Annotated in this window: 10 protein-coding genes and 1 pseudogene; 3 read left to right on the top strand and 8 right to left on the bottom strand. The window is 69.0% G+C overall.

Annotated elements, in window-relative coordinates:
• The 6 genes and pseudogenes from EAO77_RS41345 to ngcE form a co-directional block, all read right to left on the bottom strand.
• Window positions 1–95, bottom strand: a pseudogene (locus EAO77_RS41345) (sugar ABC transporter ATP-binding protein); the annotation flags it as partial.
• 362 nt (window positions 96–457) lie between these two features.
• Window positions 458–1,522, bottom strand: a complete 1,065-nt coding sequence (locus tag EAO77_RS15670; protein ID WP_147989154.1) for a substrate-binding domain-containing protein — start codon at window positions 1,520–1,522, stop codon at window positions 458–460.
• 169 nt (window positions 1,523–1,691) lie between these two features.
• On the bottom strand, window positions 1,692–2,900 hold the full coding sequence (locus tag EAO77_RS15665; RefSeq protein ID WP_147988577.1) for an ROK family transcriptional regulator: 1,209 nt from the start codon (window positions 2,898–2,900) through the stop codon (window positions 1,692–1,694).
• Window positions 2,901–3,142: 242 nt separating this feature from the next.
• Complete coding sequence (locus EAO77_RS15660) at window positions 3,143–4,087, bottom strand: carbohydrate ABC transporter permease (RefSeq protein ID WP_147988576.1); 945 nt, start codon at window positions 4,085–4,087, stop codon at window positions 3,143–3,145.
• A gap of 15 nt (window positions 4,088–4,102) precedes the next feature.
• Window positions 4,103–5,035, bottom strand: coding sequence for a carbohydrate ABC transporter permease (locus EAO77_RS15655; protein ID WP_147988575.1), 933 nt, complete (start codon window positions 5,033–5,035; stop codon window positions 4,103–4,105).
• Between the two features lie 30 nt (window positions 5,036–5,065).
• On the bottom strand, window positions 5,066–6,511 hold the full coding sequence (ngcE, locus tag EAO77_RS15650; RefSeq protein ID WP_147988574.1) for an N-acetylglucosamine/diacetylchitobiose ABC transporter substrate-binding protein: 1,446 nt from the start codon (window positions 6,509–6,511) through the stop codon (window positions 5,066–5,068).
• Between the two features lie 488 nt (window positions 6,512–6,999).
• Between ngcE and EAO77_RS15640 the strand changes: the two genes are divergently transcribed.
• Together EAO77_RS15640 and EAO77_RS15635 are read left to right on the top strand one after the other, a co-directional pair.
• On the top strand, window positions 7,000–10,839 hold the full coding sequence (locus tag EAO77_RS15640) for a GH92 family glycosyl hydrolase (RefSeq protein ID WP_147988573.1): 3,840 nt from the start codon (window positions 7,000–7,002) through the stop codon (window positions 10,837–10,839).
• 365 nt (window positions 10,840–11,204) lie between these two features.
• Window positions 11,205–12,125, top strand: a complete 921-nt coding sequence (locus tag EAO77_RS15635; RefSeq protein ID WP_261993918.1) for an FG-GAP repeat domain-containing protein — start codon at window positions 11,205–11,207, stop codon at window positions 12,123–12,125.
• A gap of 139 nt (window positions 12,126–12,264) precedes the next feature.
• On the opposite strand, the gene EAO77_RS15630 is transcribed toward EAO77_RS15635, so the two are convergent.
• Window positions 12,265–13,335 (bottom strand): lytic polysaccharide monooxygenase, encoded by a 1,071-nt coding sequence (locus EAO77_RS15630; protein WP_187283222.1) that lies wholly within the window; start codon window positions 13,333–13,335, stop codon window positions 12,265–12,267.
• Window positions 13,336–13,590: 255 nt separating this feature from the next.
• Window positions 13,591–16,308 (bottom strand): aconitate hydratase AcnA, encoded by a 2,718-nt coding sequence (acnA, locus tag EAO77_RS15625; protein ID WP_147988571.1) that lies wholly within the window; start codon window positions 16,306–16,308, stop codon window positions 13,591–13,593.
• A gap of 369 nt (window positions 16,309–16,677) precedes the next feature.
• Between acnA and EAO77_RS15620 the strand changes: the two genes are divergently transcribed.
• On the top strand, window positions 16,678–17,097 hold the full coding sequence (locus EAO77_RS15620) for a VOC family protein (protein WP_147988570.1): 420 nt from the start codon (window positions 16,678–16,680) through the stop codon (window positions 17,095–17,097).
• Window positions 17,098–17,190 lie beyond the last annotated feature (93 nt).

Below are 17,190 nucleotides of genomic sequence, written 5' to 3'. Positions count from 1 at the left end.
ACCTCAAGCTCTACGTCGGTGAGCGCCTGGACGGCACCGAACCGCTTGGAGACCCCGCGCAACGCCAACACGGGCGTAGCGGACACGTGAACCATCTCCTTCGCCGCCTGACCGGCGGGGATCCCGCACCCCCCGGAACACCCCGGACGGCACGGTGGCTGAGCAGTGGAAGCGCGCGGACAGCCCCACACGCGAGTTTCCCCCCGGTACCCCGCCCCCGCAGCGGGGGCTGAAGGACGGAGACGGGATACCGGAAGGTTTCTGCGGGACGACACACGCCCCGGACGGAACCGGAACCCGGGCGCCGTCGGCCTCGTCGGCCCCGGCGCGGGCTCCGGTGAGCGGCCCTGGGACACGGTGGGAGCCGTGCACCGAGGCGGGGCCCCGGGTCACTCGTCCGCGGCTCGGCGGGCTGGTGAGCCCTGACCCGAACGGGAGACCCCGGGGCCCGTTCGGGCTACTTCAGGCCCAGCTGGTCGCACGCCGCCTTGAACTTCGGGGTGCAGATCTCCTGGACCGTGTAGACGCCGTCCTTGACGACGGTGTCCTGGATGTTGTCCTTGGTCAGCGAGACGACCGGGACGAGGACCGACGGGACGCCCTTGGTGGTGGGGCTGTCGACCTTGGACGTGGCGATCGAGTCGAGCGACTCGCCCTTGGCGAGGGCGACGGCCATCTCGGCCGCGGCGGCGGCCTCCGGCGCGTACGGCTTGTAGACGCTCATGAACTGCTCACCCGCGACGATGCGCTGCACACCGGCGAGCTCGGCGTCCTGGCCGGTGACCGGCGGGAGCGGGGTGATGCCGGCCGCCTTCAGGGCGGTGATGATGCCGCCGGCCATGCCGTCGTTGGCGGAGTACACGCCGACGATCTTGTCCTTGCCGAGGGCCGAGATCGCCGCCTCCATGTTGGCGTTGGCGTTCTCCGGCTTCCACTCCTTGGTGTCGTACTCCTTGCCGACGGTGACCTTGCCGTCGAGCTCGGCGTGCGCGCCCTTCTTGAACAGCGCGGCGTTCGGGTCGGTGATCGCGCCGTTCATCATCACGATCTGCCCGCCCTTCGCCTTGTCGCCCAGGGCCTCCACCAGGGCCTTGCCCTGGACGTGGCCGACCTCCTCGTTGTCGAACGAGGTGTAGGCGTCGATCGGACCCTCGGCCAGACGGTCGAAGGCGACGACCGGGATGCCGGCGTCCTTGGCCTTCTTCACGCCGCCGGCGATGGCCTTGGAGTCCACCGCGTCCACGATCAGGGCGTCGACCTTGTTCGTGATCATGGTGTCGACCTGCTGCGTCTGCAGGGTGGCGTCCTGCTTGGCGTTGGCGTAGACGACCTTCGCCTTGTTGTCCGTCAGCTCGGCGATCTTCTTCTCGATCAGCGGCTTGTCGAACTTCTCGTAGCGGGCCGTCTGGTTCTCCGGGAGCAGAAGGCCGATCGTGATGTCGTCGCCCTTCTTCTCCGCGGACTCCTTGGTGCTGTCGCCGGACTCCTTGGCACTGCCGCACGCGGCGAGCGAGACGGCCATGGCGGTGGCGGCAGCGGCAACGGCGGCACGACGCAGATGTGCGTTCACGGTGTAAACCTCCCTGACGAGGCCGCGTCGTTGCGGCCGAGGTGGCTGGAAGTCAACTCCGCCCCGGGGCCGTCGTCAAGGAGTAAATCCTTAACGAGATGACAACGGTGCCATCCGTTATCTAAGTGAAGGCGAGCGCGCCGGCGGGCACGGCGCCGTCGGCGCCCTGCAAAAGTGTCGAATCGCCCATCTCGCTGAGCACCAGGGCCAGGGCGCCGAGGACCTCGGCGCGACCGCCGAGCGCCCCGGGCGCCACCGAGAGCTGCCGCGCCGCGCTGGGGATGGCGTAGCGCGAGACGGACTCCCGGATCGGACCCAGTACCAGCTCCCCAGCCTCCGCCAGATCCCCGCCGAGCACCACTCGGCTGGGGTTGAGCAGATTGCACAGGTTGGCCACCCCGCTGCCGATGTGGCGGCCGACGTCGGCCACCACCCGGCGGCAGCCCGGGTCGCCCTCCCTGGCCAGCTGCACCACCCGCTCCATGGTCAGATCGGCGCCGTGGCTCGGCTGGAGCAGCGGCAGGACGTACCGGGCGGCGGCGAACGTCTCCAGGCAGCCGCGGTTGCCGCAGCGGCACACCGGCCCGGACTCGTCCAGCGTGATGTGCCCGATCTCGCCCGCGGTGCCGCCCGGGCCGCGGTAGATCTGGCCCTCTATGACCAGCCCGGCGCCCACACCGCTGGCGACCTTGATGTACGCGAGGTCCTTCACCCCGCGCCCGGCGCCCCACACCAGCTCGCCCAGGGCGCCCAGGTTGGCGTCGTTGTCGACGTACACGGGGACGCCGAGGCGTGCGGAGAGCTCCTCGCTCGGGTTGATCCCCGTCCAGCCCGGCAGGATCGCGGTGGACCCCAGGGTGCCCGATTCGACGTCGATGGGGCCGGGCACGCCCAGCCCCACGCCGACCACCTTGTCCGGGCTGATGCCGGTGGCCTCGATCAGCCGCTTGACGAGCACCTCGGCCCGTCCGAAGCCCTCCGCGGACGAGGCGTCCACGTCCAGCGGCTCCGACTCCTCCGCGAGCACCTGGTGGGCGAGGTTGCCCACGGCGACCCGCAGATGGGTGTGGCCGAAGTCGACGCCGATCACGATGCCGGCGTCGCCGCTGAGCGACACGCTGCGGGCCCGGCGGCCGCCCGCGGACGTGGGCGTGACCTCGACCGTGCCGCCGTCCTTCAGCTCACGCACGATGTTGGAGACCGTGGCCGCGGAGAGCCCGGTGGTCCGGGCGATCTCCGCCTGCGTGAGCGAGCCGGCCATGCGCACGGCGCGCACGACCCGCTCGAGGTTGGCCCGGTGCAGAGATGTCTGCGATCCCGGAGTCTCCATCGACTCATCCACTCCTGCCCCCGGTGGACGGCACGACGACCGTCCCCGGCCGGGGCCACCACAAGGGAACCCCGACGTCTCTCCAACTTGTGAACTCTGAGTTCAACTCTCGGGGGGTTATTCCGTCAAGACCTTGAGCGGGGGCAACCTCCTATGAGCGCCGCGGAGCACCGGGACCGGACGCACCCGGGCCCCGCCGTGCTGCTGCGCGGCGGGGCCCGGTACGGACGGTTACGGACGGGTTACTTCAGGGTGCCCGCCGTCAGGCCCGACTGGACCTGCCGCTGGAACGAGAGGTAGACGACTATCACCGGGAGCATGGCGATCGTCATCCCGGCGAAGATCACCGGCAGGTCGCCCTCGTAGCCCTGCTGCTGGTTGAGGAGCACCAGACCCTGGGTGAGCACCGAGCGGTCCTTGTCGAAGCCGCTCTGCTGCTGCATCAGGGTCATCGGCAGGATGTACTGGTTCCACTGGCCGAGGATGTTGAAGATGCCGACGCTGAGCAGGCCCGGCTTCGCCATCGGGACCATGACCTGGAAGAAGATCCGGGTGTGCGAGGCGCCGTCGATGACCGCGGCCTCGTGGATCGCGGTCGGCAGCGTCCGGAAGAACGCGTGCATGAAGAAGACCGTGAACGGCAGCGAGTAGGCGACGTACACGAGGATCAGGCCCTGGTACGTGTTGAGCATGCCGAGCATGTCGATGAGGAAGTACAGCGGCACCAGGCCGAGGTACACCGGGAACATCGCGCCGGCCACGAAGAAGTAGTAGAAGAACCGGTTGCCCGGGAACTCGTAGCGCGCCAGGACGTACGCCGCCATCGCGCCGAGCAGCATGGTCAGCGGGATCGAGAAGGCCAGCACGATCAGGGTGTTGGCGAAGTAGTCGCCGATGCCCTTGTCCCAGGCGCGCCCGAAGGCGTCGAAGTTCCAGTTCGACGGCCACGACCAGGCGCTGGAACCGATCTCGGTGTCCGTCTTGAAGGAACCGAGCAGCAGCCAGATCAGCGGCAGCACGATCATCACGGACCACAGGATGAGGAAGCCGTGCGAGAAGACGTTGAGGACCTTGCCCTCGCTGTCGCCGCTCGCGCCGGTTCCCTGCGGCCGGGCGCCGTTCTTCGCGTCGCGCGGGCCGGGGACGGCGTCCTTGGCGACGCCGTCGATCGTCCGGGTGTTCGACATGGCGTGGTTCCCCGCTCAGTATTCGATGCGCTCGCGGCGGCTGATCCGCAGCGTGACGAGGGACAGGATCAGCGTGAGACCGAGGATCACGACGCCCATGGCGCAGGCGTAGCCGCTCTTCCCGAAGGAGAGGAAGTTACGCATCAGATAGGTCGCCATGACCTCGCTGTTGTGGTCCGGTCCGCCGCCGTAGCTGTTGCCCGGGGTCATGACCGAGATCAGCGCGAAGCAGTCCATCGCCAGGATCGCGAGATAGACCCACGCCGTCTGGACGGTGTCCCACAGCAGCGGCAGCGTGACCCGGAAGAAGGACTGGGTGCGGCTGGCGCCGTCGAGCAGGGCGGCCTCGTAGATCTCCTTGGGCACCGACTGCATGGCGGCCGAGAAGAGCACCAGGTAGAAGCCGACGCCCCACCACAGGAGCACGAAGGCCACGCACCACAGCACGAGATCGGGCTCGTTGAGCCATTCGATCGGGTGCGCGGGGTCGGAGAGGCCGAGTTTAACGAAGACGCCGTTGATCAGTCCGGCGACGTCTCCGCGGTAGATCGCCCGCCAGAGGACGGCGAGGATCGCGATCGACAGGACGTGCGGGACGAAGAACAGGATCTTGTAGAAGCCCGATCCCGCGACGCCGCGGATTCCGCCGGCGCCGCCCCGCCCGCCCACGTTCACCATGTAGGCGAAGAAGAGGGCGAGCAGGATGGTCGCGACGGGGAGGAAGAACAGGAGCAGGATGTTGTGCCACAGAGCCTTCAGGAACACCGAGTCCGAGAAGAGCGCGGTGTAGTTGTCGAGGCCGACGAAACTCATCTCCTGCGACTGGCCCTGCCAGTTCGTGAAGGAGTATCCGAAGGTCTGCATGTACGGCCAGATCATGAAGACCGCGTACAGCACGACCGGTACGATCAGAAAACCGGTGACGAACCGGTACTTTCCCTGTTGCATGGCACCCTGCCCCTGGATTCCCGGCCTCGGCTACTGACGCTTGTTGTTCTTGCTCGCCGGGTCCGTGGCCGCCTTGTCGACCGCCGCCTGCGCCCGCTTGAGCCATTCGGCCGGCGTGATGCGCTTGGCCATCAGCTCAGCGGACGCGGTGCGGATGGACTCGTCCATCTCGCTGTACCAGTTGATGTAGAAGTAGTCGAAGCGCTGCTCGACCGGGCACGCGTCGACGGCCTCGACCGCGGACTTGGTGCCGGGGCGGAGCTGGACGCTCTTGTCGACGCCGTCCTGCACGATGGTCAGGGAGTTGGCCTGCTGCGCGAAGCTGGTCGACCACTCCTTCGAACACATCAGGCGCAGGAACTCCAGGCCGCCGGCCTTGTTCTTGGCCTTCTCCGGAACGATGAACGGCTCGCCCGCGCCGGCCCGGATCGCCTCGAACGGCAGCTTGCTGCCGGGCAGCAGGGGCATCGGCAGGAACTTCATGTCGAAGTCCTCCGGGGTCTGCTTGAGCTGCTCGTTCTCCAGCCAGGAACCTGAGGGGATGAAGACCGCCTTGCCCTCGTTCCAGGCGGTCTGGGACTCGATGTGGTCGAGGGAGTTGGTGCCCGGCATGAGCAGGCCCTTGTCCACGATCTCGTAGATCGCCTCGATGGACTGCTTGGCGGCGTCGCTGCCGACGAACGCGTTCTTCTCGAGGTTGTCGATCGCCTTCATGGCCTCCAGACCGCCGGTCTTGGCGATCAGGTCCATGATCATGACGTTGATGTAGTACGGGTGCTTGCCCTGGTGGGCGAGACCGCCGATGCCCTTCTTCTTGGCGTCCTGCATGATCTGCAGGAAGGCGTCCCAGGTCTTCGGCACCTCCCACCCGTTGTCCTTGAACATCTTGCCCGAGTACCAGACTCCCCAGACCGTGTAGACGTAGTTGAGGGAGTGCATCTTGCCGCCGATGAAGCCCTTGTCGGCGGTGCCCGGGACGAGGATGTCCTTGACCTTCTTGCTCGGGTCGTCCGGCGCGGGCGCCTCGAGCAGTTCGGTGAGGTCGGCCAGCTGGCCGTTCTTGTGCAGCACGTCCAGCTTGATCTGCTGGGCGCCGGAGTTGTCGACGACGTCCGGCGGGTTGCCCGCGTTGAAGCGGGGCTGGAGCTTGCCGGTGATCTCCTGGGTGCCGAGGTGGCTGATCTCCGGGCCGTACTTGGCCTTGTAGAGCTTCTCCCACTCGATGGCGTACTGGTCGCCGAAGCCGCCCTTGAAGATGACGACGTCGAGCGTGCCGCCCTTGGTGACGCCGAACGGGTTGTCCTTCGTCACCTCACCCTTCTGCTTCTCCTGGTCGTCGCCGCCGCCGCTGCTCGCGCAGGCGGACAGGAAGCTCATGGTGGGCACGGCGATCAGACCGAGTGCGGCGGACCGCTTGATCAGATTCCGACGGCTGAGGCCCTCACCGTGCGTATTCGAGGTGGAGGTGGATCCCATGCTCAAGTCCTCGCCTTCTCCAGGACTCAGGCGGTGTACCGGTCGCCCGTAGGCTCGCCTAGGCGAAGGGCCCCGCCACCGCGTTCAGTTGCTGCGCCTTCCCGAAGGGAAACACAGTGAAGCTCGGGTCGTGCACGGCCGGCAGGGGAACGGGCGAATTCACGGCCGGCGTCCGCGTGACCGTGACCTCCACCGCCCCCCTGCCCGCGAAAACATCTCTGCGGACGCCGACAGGTATAGTCCACTTCCCGCCAACTGAGCAAGATCGAATGCAAGGTTGCACGGCAGTCTTTCCCGAGTTGAGACCTCGCGGATACATGAGCCCCGTCTGCACCCTTACGAGCACTGCATTCTTCACGGAATGACTGATTCCGTCCCGGCGACACCCCCAACACCCTTGACACCATCCGCCACTTGCCTCCCTACTGGATCCTGCACCTCGCGAATGACAACGTTGTCCACCGCGCCTCCAGGAGGATCGACCCGGGATGCAGCCCAGACCCCGAGCCCGGCAACGACACGTCCACGCGGTCACCCTGGCGGTGAGCGCATCACTCCTCGTGTTGACGGCCCCCTCCGCGGCCGTCGCACTGCCCGGTACGCCGGGGCAATCGCCTTCGACGGACCGGACATTCACTTCATCCTTCGAAACGGACGAAGCACAACCGGACTGGCGTAATACCGTAGAAGTCGGCAACGACGGAAAGAAGCGGTCATCCGGCGTCGACGGCGGCTTCTCCAGCGGAATTCCGGGCAATGTCACCGACCAGGTCACCGAGTTGCGGGCCAGCGACGAGAACGCCGGCGGGGGCGAGACCAAGGAGAACCTCGTCGACCTGCTGCCCGGCAGCAAGTGGCTGGGCTTCGAGCCCACGGCCTGGGTGGAGTTCGACACCGCCGCGCCCGTCAAGGTGGCCACCTACGCGCTGACCTCCGCCAACGACCACGCCGAGCGCGACCCCCGCGACTGGACCCTCAAGGGCTCGGTGAACGGCACCGACTGGACGGTCCTCGACACCCGCTCCGGGGAGACCTTCGCCAAGCGGTTCGAGACGAAGACCTATGGGATAGGCACCCCGTCCGAGGTCACCGCCTACGCCCACTACCGGCTGGAGATCACGAAGAACAACGGCGCGTCGGACGCCACCCAGCTGGCCGACGTCCAGTTCTCCGACGGCGACACCAGCACGCCCGTCCCGGACGACATGCGCACCCAGGCCGACCGGGGGCCCAGCGGCTCCCCCACCGCCAAGGCGGGCGCCGGCTTCACGGGCAAGCGGGCGCTGCGGTACGCGGGCAGCCACAAGGCCGACGGCCGCGCGTACTCGTACAACAAGGTCTTCGACGTCGACGTGGCCGTGCGGCGCGACACCGAGCTGTCGTACAAGGTCTTCCCCGCCATGGCGGAGACGGACCTGAACTACCCCGCCACCAACGTCGCGGTCGACCTCGCCTTCACCGACGGCACGTACCTCAGCGAACTCGGCGCCGTCGACTCGCACGGCGGGGCGATGACCCCGCAGGGCCAGGGCGCCGCCAAGCGGCTCTACGTCAACCAGTGGAACGCGGTCGCCTCCCGCATCGGCACCGTCGCCGCGGGCCGGACGATCGACCGGATCCTGGTGGCCTACGACTCCTCCGAGGGGCCGGCCGCGTTCCAGGGATGGGTCGACGACATCGCCGTCGGCCCCGAGCCGCCCGAGAAGCGTGAGGCCCATCTGGCGGACTACGCGGTGACCACCCGCGGAACCAACTCCAGCGGCTCCTTCTCGCGCGGCAACACCTTCCCCGCGACGGCCGTCCCCCACGGCTTCAACTTCTGGACGCCGGTGACCAACGCCGGTTCCAAGAGCTGGCTCTACGAGTACTCCCGCGCGAACAACGCGGACAACCTGCCCACGATCCAGGCGTTCAGCACGAGCCACGAGCCGAGCCCCTGGATGGGCGACCGGCAGACCTTCCAGGTGATGCCCTCGGCGGCGTCCGGCACCCCGGACATCGCCAGGACCGCCCGTGCGCTGCCCTTCCGGCACGACAACGAGACGGCGCGCCCGCACTACTACGGCGTCACCTTCGAGAACGGCCTCAAGGCCGAGATGACGCCGACCGACCACGCGGCGATGATGCGGTTCACCTTCCCCGGTGACGACGCGAGCGTGCTCTTCGACAACGTCACCGACGAGGCGGGCCTCACCCTCGACCCCGCGACCCGCTCCTTCACCGGCTGGTCCGACGTGAAGAGCGGCCTGTCCACCGGCGCCACCCGCCTGTTCGTGTACGGCGTCTTCGACAGTCCGGTCACCGACTCCGGCGCCGAGGGCGTGCGCGGCAGGCTCCGCTTCGACGCGGGCAAGGACCGCACGGTGACGCTGCGGATGGCGACCTCGCTCATCGGGATCGACCAGGCCAGGAAGAACCTGGCCGACGAGATCCCGGCGGGCACCCGCTTCGAGAAGGTGCGCGACCGCGCACGCGAGGCATGGGACCGGCTGCTGGGCAAGGTCGAGGTCGAGGGAGCCACCCGCGACCAGCTGACCACCCTCTACTCCAGCCTCTACCGGCTCTACCTCTATCCGAACTCGGGCTTCGAGAACACCGGCAGCCGCTCGCACCCGAAGTACCAGTACGCGAGCCCCTTCTCCCCCATGCCGGGCCCCGACACCCCGACGCGGACCGGCGCGAAGATCGTCGACGGCAAGGTGTACGTCAACAACGGCTTCTGGGACACCTACCGGACGACCTGGCCCGCGTACTCCTTCCTGACGCCGACCAAGGCCGGCGAGCTCGTGGACGGATTCGTCCAGCAGTACAAGGACGGCGGCTGGATCTCCCGCTGGTCGTCCCCCGGCTACGCCGACCTGATGACCGGCACCAGCTCGGACGTCGCGTTCGCGGACGCCTTCGTCAAGGGCGTCGACTTCGACGCCGAGGCGGCCTACGAGGCGGCCCTGAAGAACGCCACCGTCGTGCCGCCGTCCTCCGGCGTCGGACGCAAGGGCATGGAGACCTCGCCCTTCCTCGGCTACGCCTCCACCGCGACGCACGAGGGCCTGTCCTGGTCGCTGGAGGGGTACCTCAACGACTACGGGCTCGCGAAGATGGCCGGGGCGCTCCACGAGAAGACCGGCAAGGCCCGCTACCGGGAGGAGTCGGCGTACTTCCTCAACCGGGCGAAGAACTACGTCACCCTCTTCGACAAGCGGGCCGGCTTCTTCCAGGGCCGGAACCTCAAGGGCGACTGGCGGGTGCCGTCCGCCCAGTACGACCCGCGGGTCTGGGGCTACGACTACACGGAGACCAACGGCTGGGGCTACGCCTTCACCGCCCCGCAGGACAGCCGCGGGCTGGCCAACCTCTACGGCGGCCGCGCCGGGCTCGGCGAGAAGCTGGACACCTACTTCGCCACGCCCGAGACGGCGTCCCCCGAGTTCACCGGCTCCTACGGGTCGGTCATCCACGAGATGACCGAGGCGCGTGACGTCCGGATGGGCATGTACGGGCATTCCAACCAGGTCGCCCACCACGCCACGTACATGTACAACGCGGCGTCGCAGCCGTGGAAGACGCAGGAGAAGGTCCGCGAGGTCCTCTCCCGCCTCTACACCGGCAGCGAGATCGGCCAGGGCTACCACGGCGACGAGGACAACGGCGAGCAGTCCGCCTGGTACCTCTTCTCCGCCCTGGGCTTCTACCCGCTGGTGATGGGCAGCGGCGAGTACGCCATCGGCTCGCCCCTGTTCACCAAGGCGACGGTCCACCTGGAGGGCGGCCGCAAGCTGGTCGTCAAGGCGCCCCGCAACAGCGCGAAGAACGTCTACGTCCAGGGCCTCGAGGTCAACGGGCGGACGTGGAAGTCCACCGCGCTGCCGCACTCCGTGGTGGCGAAGGGCGGCACCCTGGAGTTCGCGATGGGGCCGAAGCCGTCCGCGTGGGGCACCGGCAAGGACGCCGCTCCCGTCTCCATCACCCGCGACGACGCGGTGCCCACCCCGCACCGGGACCTCACCACGGCGGGCGGGCCGCTGTCGGACGACACCTCGGCGACCTCGGCGGAGTTCACCTCCCTCGACCTGCCCGTGGCGGCGGACGCCGAGGCCGTGCAGTACACCCTGACCTCGGCCGCCAAGGACAAGGCGCCCACGGGATGGGTACTGGAGGGCTCGGCCGACGGCCGGACCTGGACGGAACTCGACCGGCGCTCGGGCGAGTCCTTCGCCTGGGACAGGCAGACCCGCGCCTTCTCGGTGAAGCAGCCGGGAGCCTTCGCCCACTACCGTCTCGTCCCGGACGGCGCCGGCACCCTCGCGGAGGTGGAACTGCTGGGGTGACGACGTCCCCACCACGATCCGGGCGGGCCGCGCTCCTTCGGGGCGCGGCCCGTCGGCGTGGGGGCGCCCCGGCGGGTGCCGGGGGTGTCGTCATGGACCATGCCGTGCACGACCCACGGCGGTACGAACGGCGTCGCCCCGCACCGAACGGCCACCGATAGGGACGAAAAGCGCATTCCTTGCACATCTCCCTTACGGAATGCGCGTCGCGAACCGCCCACATCGGGCCCGCGGTTGTAGCGATTCCGGGACATAAAAATGCCCCTGGCCTGTGAAGGCCGTATGAAAGGATCCAGGGGAAACGGTGGCCCGCCGCGCCGAGCGGGGCGGGTCGCTCTCATCGAGACACCTTCATGGAGACCTACGTGGCCGAACTCTCTGGCCTCAAGCGCGGCCGGACACGTGCCCGCCTCGTCGCCGCTGCGACCGCTGCGGCTCTGCTCATCACCGGCGCGGCCGCCGGCTCGGCGATCGCCGCCGACTCGTCGCCGTCCGCGACGGCCGTGACCAAGGCGCCCGCCAAGAAGTCCCTCGGCATCCAGGCCGAGACCCAGGACTCCCCGGTCAACGCGCTGTACGGCGTGAACAGCTCCGGCGTCCTGTACGGCTACCCGCCGAACGGCACGGGCGGCATCGACACCAAGATGTACAGCGGTGAAGGCTGGGGCGCCACCCAGCAGATGACCCAGGTGGACCACGACGCCGACGGTTCGTCCGACGCCATCTGGTTCGTCGAGGGCGGCCGTCTGTACCACCTGTTCTACGGCGAGGACGCCACCGACAAGGGCGGCGGCTGGGGGGCCTACAACAAGGTCTTCTCCGCGGGCAACCTCGCCGGCGCCGGCGCGGACGACCTGCTCGCCCGTGACACCAAGGGCAACCTGTACCTGTACCTCGGGTACGGCAACGGCTCGCTGACCGGCCGCACGCTGGTCGGCCCCGGCTGGCAGACGTACAACCAGATCACCGGCAAGGGCGACCTCACCGGTGACGGCAAGAACGACATCGTCGCCCGCGACGGTTCCGGTGTGCTGTGGCTCTACAAGGGCACCGGCGACCGCGCCAAGCCCTTCACCGGCCGTACGCAGATCGGTGGCGGCTGGAACGCGTTCAACTACCTGATCTCGGTCGGCGACATCGACCTGGACGGCACCACCGACCTGGTCGCCCGCTCCACGGGCGGCGCCCTGTACCTGTACAAGGGCACCGGCATGGCGGCCTCGCCGTTCAAGCCGAAGGCACTGATCGGCTCCAGCGGCTGGAACACCTACCGCCTGATGTTCTGATCCGGCAGCCGTCCCCGGACGGCCTCCGGCACAGGGCCGCGCTCCTCGGAGCGCGGCCCTTACGTGTGTTCCCGCGATGCCCGGCGCGGTCCTCAGGCGGTCGCCGGGCCGGACGGGCAGGTGCCCGGCCCGGCGGGGGTCAGCCCAGGCGGCAGGTCAGGGCCGACGCCGTGTCGGGCGCCGATCCCGTGGCGACATAGCCGAAGCTCGCCGACTGCCCCGGGGCGAGGCTGCCGTTGTGGCCCACGTTGTGGACCATCACCGCCTGCCCCTGGGCGGTCATGGAGCCGTTCCAGAGACTGTCGATCCGGTGCCCGGCGGGCAGGTTCCAGTCGACCATCCAGCCGAGCATCGGCACCGTGCCCGTGTTGGTGACCGTCACCTGGGACTGGTAACCGTTGCCCCAGCTGCCGGCGGTGGTCCGGGTGGCGCTGCACTGGCCGCCCGGCACGGGCTCGCCCGGGTCGCCCCCGCCCGGGTCCTTGACGCCGGTCACCTCTCCGTTGCCGCCGTCGAAGACGACGTCGGAGCAGGAGTAGAAGGTCTCCTGGCTGTCCGAACGCTGCCACACCATGTAGATGATGTGGCGGCCCGACTTGTTCGCCGGCAGGGCGCCGGTCCACGAGTAGTTCGCCTCGACCGTGCCCGGCGTGCCGTTGAGCGGCGGGTGGTCGACGGTCAGGAAGGGGGCGTCCTCGACGTCGTCCCAGGTGAGCGGGGCGGCCGGGTCGAAGCCGTCCTTGGTGACGAAGACCTTGAACCAACCGGGATGCGCGGCCCAGGCGTTGTAGGAGAAGTCGATGGTCGCGCCGGACGTGAGGTGGGTGAGCGGCCAGTCGTCGCGGGCCGCGTCGAAGCCGGTGAAGTTGGTGTTGCCGCCGCTGCACAGCTCGCCGTCCGGCACGAACCCGCGGGTGCGGCCCGCACCGTCGGAGCGCAGCACGGAGAACCAGTTGTAGAACGGCGTGGTGCCGCTCTGCTGGGCCGCCGCCTTGCAGGCCGGGTTGACCGGCTTGATCTCACCGGTGTCGGTCAGCCCGTCCTGCCAGCACAGGAACGTGCGGCTCGCGGGCTTCATGGGCGTGCCGTGCGCCTCGGCGTCGCCGCCTGCGGAGACGACGAGACCGAGTGCGGGGAGGGTGGTGAGCAGTGCGAGGACGGTCAGCAGGAGGGCGCGTGGTCGGCTCAGCGCCATTGGTCGCCGGATCATCCGGTCGTCCCTTCGGAAGGTGGGGGGCGAGAGGGGAGGACGTGCTCCACGACGCGTGGGAGCGCTCCCACGCTTCATCGGGTGAAGCTAGCGCGGACCCGGCAGGCTGTAAACGGCTTGCGCACGGGCGGAGATGAGGCCGCACGGCGGCGCGGGAACGGCGCAGGGCCGCCACACGCCGCGCTGTGCGGGTGTGGCGGCCCTGCGTCCGGCGGACGGACGGCGAAGCGCCGTACCGCCCCGGCCGGAGGGGACTCAGCCGCGGATCAGGTTCCGCAGCACGTACTGCATGATGCCGCCGTTGCGGTAGTAGTCCGCCTCACCGGGGGTGTCGATGCGGACGACCGCGTCGAACTCCACACCGGAGTCGGTGGTGACCTTGACCGTGCGCGGCGTGGTGCCGTCGTTGAGCTCGGTGACGCCGGAGATCGAGAAGGTCTCCTCACCGGTCAGGCCGAGGGACTCGGCCGATGCGCCCTCCGGGAACTGGAGCGGCAGGACGCCCATGCCGATGAGGTTCGAGCGGTGGATGCGCTCGTACGACTCGGCGACGACGGCCTTGACGCCGAGGAGCGCGGTGCCCTTGGCGGCCCAGTCACGGGACGAGCCGGAGCCGTACTCCTTGCCCGCCAGGATGACCAGCGGGATGCCGGCGGCCTGGTAGTTCTGCGAGGCGTCGTAGATGAACGACACCGGGCCGTCGGCCTGCGTGAAGTCGCGGGTGAAGCCGCCCTCGGTGCCCGGCGCGATCTGGTTGCGCAGGCGGATGTTGGCGAACGTGCCCCGGATCATGACCTCGTGGTTGCCACGGCGGGAGCCGTAGGAGTTGAAGTCACGGCGCTCGACGCCGTGCTCCGTGAGGTACGTGCCGGCCGGGGTGTCGGCCTTGATCGCACCGGCCGGGGAGATGTGGTCGGTGGTGACCGAGTCGCCCAGCTTGGCGAGCACACGGGCGCCGGAGATGTCGGCGACCGGCGTCGTCTCCATCGTCATGCCCTCGAAGTACGGGGGCTTGCGGACGTAGGTGGACTCGGTGTCCCACTCGAAGGTGTTGCCGGTGGGGATCGACAGGGCCTGCCACTGGGCGTCGCCCGCGAAGACGTCCTGGTAGGACTTGTTGAACATGTCCTCACCGATGGCGTTGGCCACCACGTCGTTGACCTCGGCCTCGGTCGGCCAGATGTCCGCGAGGTAGACGGGCTTGCCGTCGGTGTCGATGCCGAGCGCGTCCTTGGTGATGTCCACCTTCATCGAACCGGCGAGGGCGTACGCGACGACCAGCGGCGGGGAGGCGAGGTAGTTCATCTTGACGTCGGGGTTGATACGGCCCTCGAAGTTCCGGTTGCCGGAGAGGACCGAGGTGACCGCGAGGTCGTGGTCGTTGACGGCCTTGGAGACCTCCTCCGGCAGCGGGCCGGAGTTGCCGATGCAGGTGGTGCAGCCGTAACCGACCAGGTTGAAGCCGACCTTGTCGAGGTACGGGGTGAGCCCGGCCTTGTCGAAGTAGTCGGTGACAACCTTGGAGCCCGGGGCGAGGGTGGTCTTGACCCACGGCTTGCGGGTCAGGCCCTTCTCGACCGCCTTCTTGGCCACGAGCGCCGCGGCGACCATGACGTACGGGTTCGAGGTGTTGGTGCAGGAGGTGATCGCGGCGACGGTGACGGCGCCGTGGTCGATCTCGTAGGTGGACCCGTCGGGGGCGGTGACGGTGACCGGCTTCGACGGGGCGCCGTTCGGGGTGTTGGCCGGGGCGTCGGAGGCCGGGAAGGACTCCTTGCCCGCCTCGTCGACGTCGTCCACGTAGTTGCGCACGTCCTGCGCGAACTGCTGGGCGGCGTTGGCGAGGACGATGCGGTCCTGCGGGCGCTTGGGGCCGGCGATGGAGGGGACGACCGTGGAGAGGTCGAGCTCCAGCTTCTCGGAGAAGTCCGGCTCGGCGGCCGGGTCGAGCCAGAGGCCCTGCTCCTTGGCGTACGCCTCGACCAGCGCGACCTGCTGCGCGGAACGGCCGGTCAGCTTCAGGTAGTTCAGGGTCTCGCCGTCGATCGGGAAGATCGCGGCGGTGGAGCCGAACTCCGGCGACATGTTGCCGATGGTGGCGCGGTTGGCGAGGCTCGTGGCGGCGACGCCCTCACCGTAGAACTCGACGAACTTGCCGACGACACCGTGCTTGCGCAGCATCTCGGTGATCGTGAGGACGAGGTCGGTGGCGGTGGTACCGGCGGGCAGCTCACCGGTCAGCTTGAAGCCGACGACGCGCGGGATGAGCATGGAGACCGGCTGGCCGAGCATGGCGGCCTCGGCCTCGATGCCGCCGACGCCCCAGCCGAGCACACCGAGGCCGTTGACCATGGTGGTGTGCGAGTCGGTGCCGACGAGGGTGTCGGGGTACGCCTGACCGCCGCGCACCATGACGGTGCGGGCCAGGTGCTCGATGTTCACCTGGTGGACGATGCCGGTGCCGGGCGGGACGACCTTGAACTCGTCGAAGGCGGTCTGGCCCCAGCGCAGGAACTGGTAGCGCTCCTTGTTGCGGCCGTACTCCAGCTCGACGTTCTGGCCGAACGCGTCCGCGGTGCCGAACTTGTCGGCGATGACGGAGTGGTCGATGACCAGCTCGGCCGGGGCCAGCGGGTTGATCTTCGCGGGGTCGCCGCCGAGCTCCTTGACGGCCTCGCGCATGGTGGCGAGGTCGACGACACAGGGAACACCGGTGAAGTCCTGCATGATCACGCGGGCCGGCGTGAACTGGATCTCCTGGCTGGGCTGGGCCTGGGAGTCCCAGCTGCCGAGCGCCCGGATGTGGTCGGCGGTGATGTTCGCGCCGTCCTCGGTACGGAGCAGGTTCTCCAGGAGGACCTTGAGGCTGTAGGGGAGGCGCGCCGCGCCCTCGACCTTGTCCAGCCTGAAGATCTCGTAGGACTCGTCGCCCACCTGCAGCGTGCTGCGGGCGTCGAAGCTGTTCGCCGACACGACAGTCTCCTTCATCAATGTGCGCGTACTACGTCCATGCTGCCGCCACGGCTCCTCACCGATCCGCTAAGGTAAGGCTTAGTTAGGTAACCCTTACCGACAGGCCGCCTGCGGTACGCCTTCGGTAGATATCTCGATGTCGAGATAACTCTAGTACATGACCGCGGACTGGTCATGCCCGGACACCTCCGGATCCCGCACGCCGCCCCCGTGGAGCCGGGGTCCACGGCGCGGCCGCCGTGCGGAAAAGCGCATGCGGGGACGGGTGCGCCGCCGATACCGTGCGCCACGCCCCGGCCCGCCGGCCGGGAAATCCGCCGCGCCGCGGGGGCGCACTCCGCGCCGTCCGCGCCCCGCGCGAGGAGACCCATGACCTCGATCGTCCGGCACATCACCTTCGACTGCGCCGCCCCCCACGAGTTGTACGACCTGGCCGTCTTCTGGAGCCATGTGCTCGGTCACCCCGTCGACCCGGTGGACGAGCCGGGCGACGACGAGGTCGCCCTCGCCGTGCCGGACGGCCTGCCGACACTCCTGTTCATCCGGGTCCCCGACGCGAAGACCCTGAAGAACCGCATCCACCTCGACCTCCAGCCCGACGGGACCCGCGACGCGGAGGTCGACCGCCTCACCGCCCTCGGCGCCCGTCTCGTCGACGACCGGCGCAAGCCGAACGGCAGGGGCTGGGCGGTCCTCGCGGACCCGGCGGGCAACGAGTTCTGCGTGGAGGTCGGCTCGGCGGAGCGTGCGGCCATCGAGCGCGCGGAGCGGGAGGCGGGCGGGTCCTGAGACTTCCCGGGCGGGATGGACGGCCGGAGCCGGGGGCGTTCCGGGCGGGGCCTCCCCCGGCGAGGGCGGGCGGCTCCCCGGCCGGGGAGGCCC

Origin of the sequence: Streptomyces sp. T39, assembly GCF_008042045.1 — a bacterium.
In the GTDB taxonomy this organism is placed as follows: Bacteria; Actinomycetota; Actinomycetes; order Streptomycetales; family Streptomycetaceae; genus Streptomyces.
This window is presented reverse-complemented; position numbering and strand designations above follow the sequence as displayed.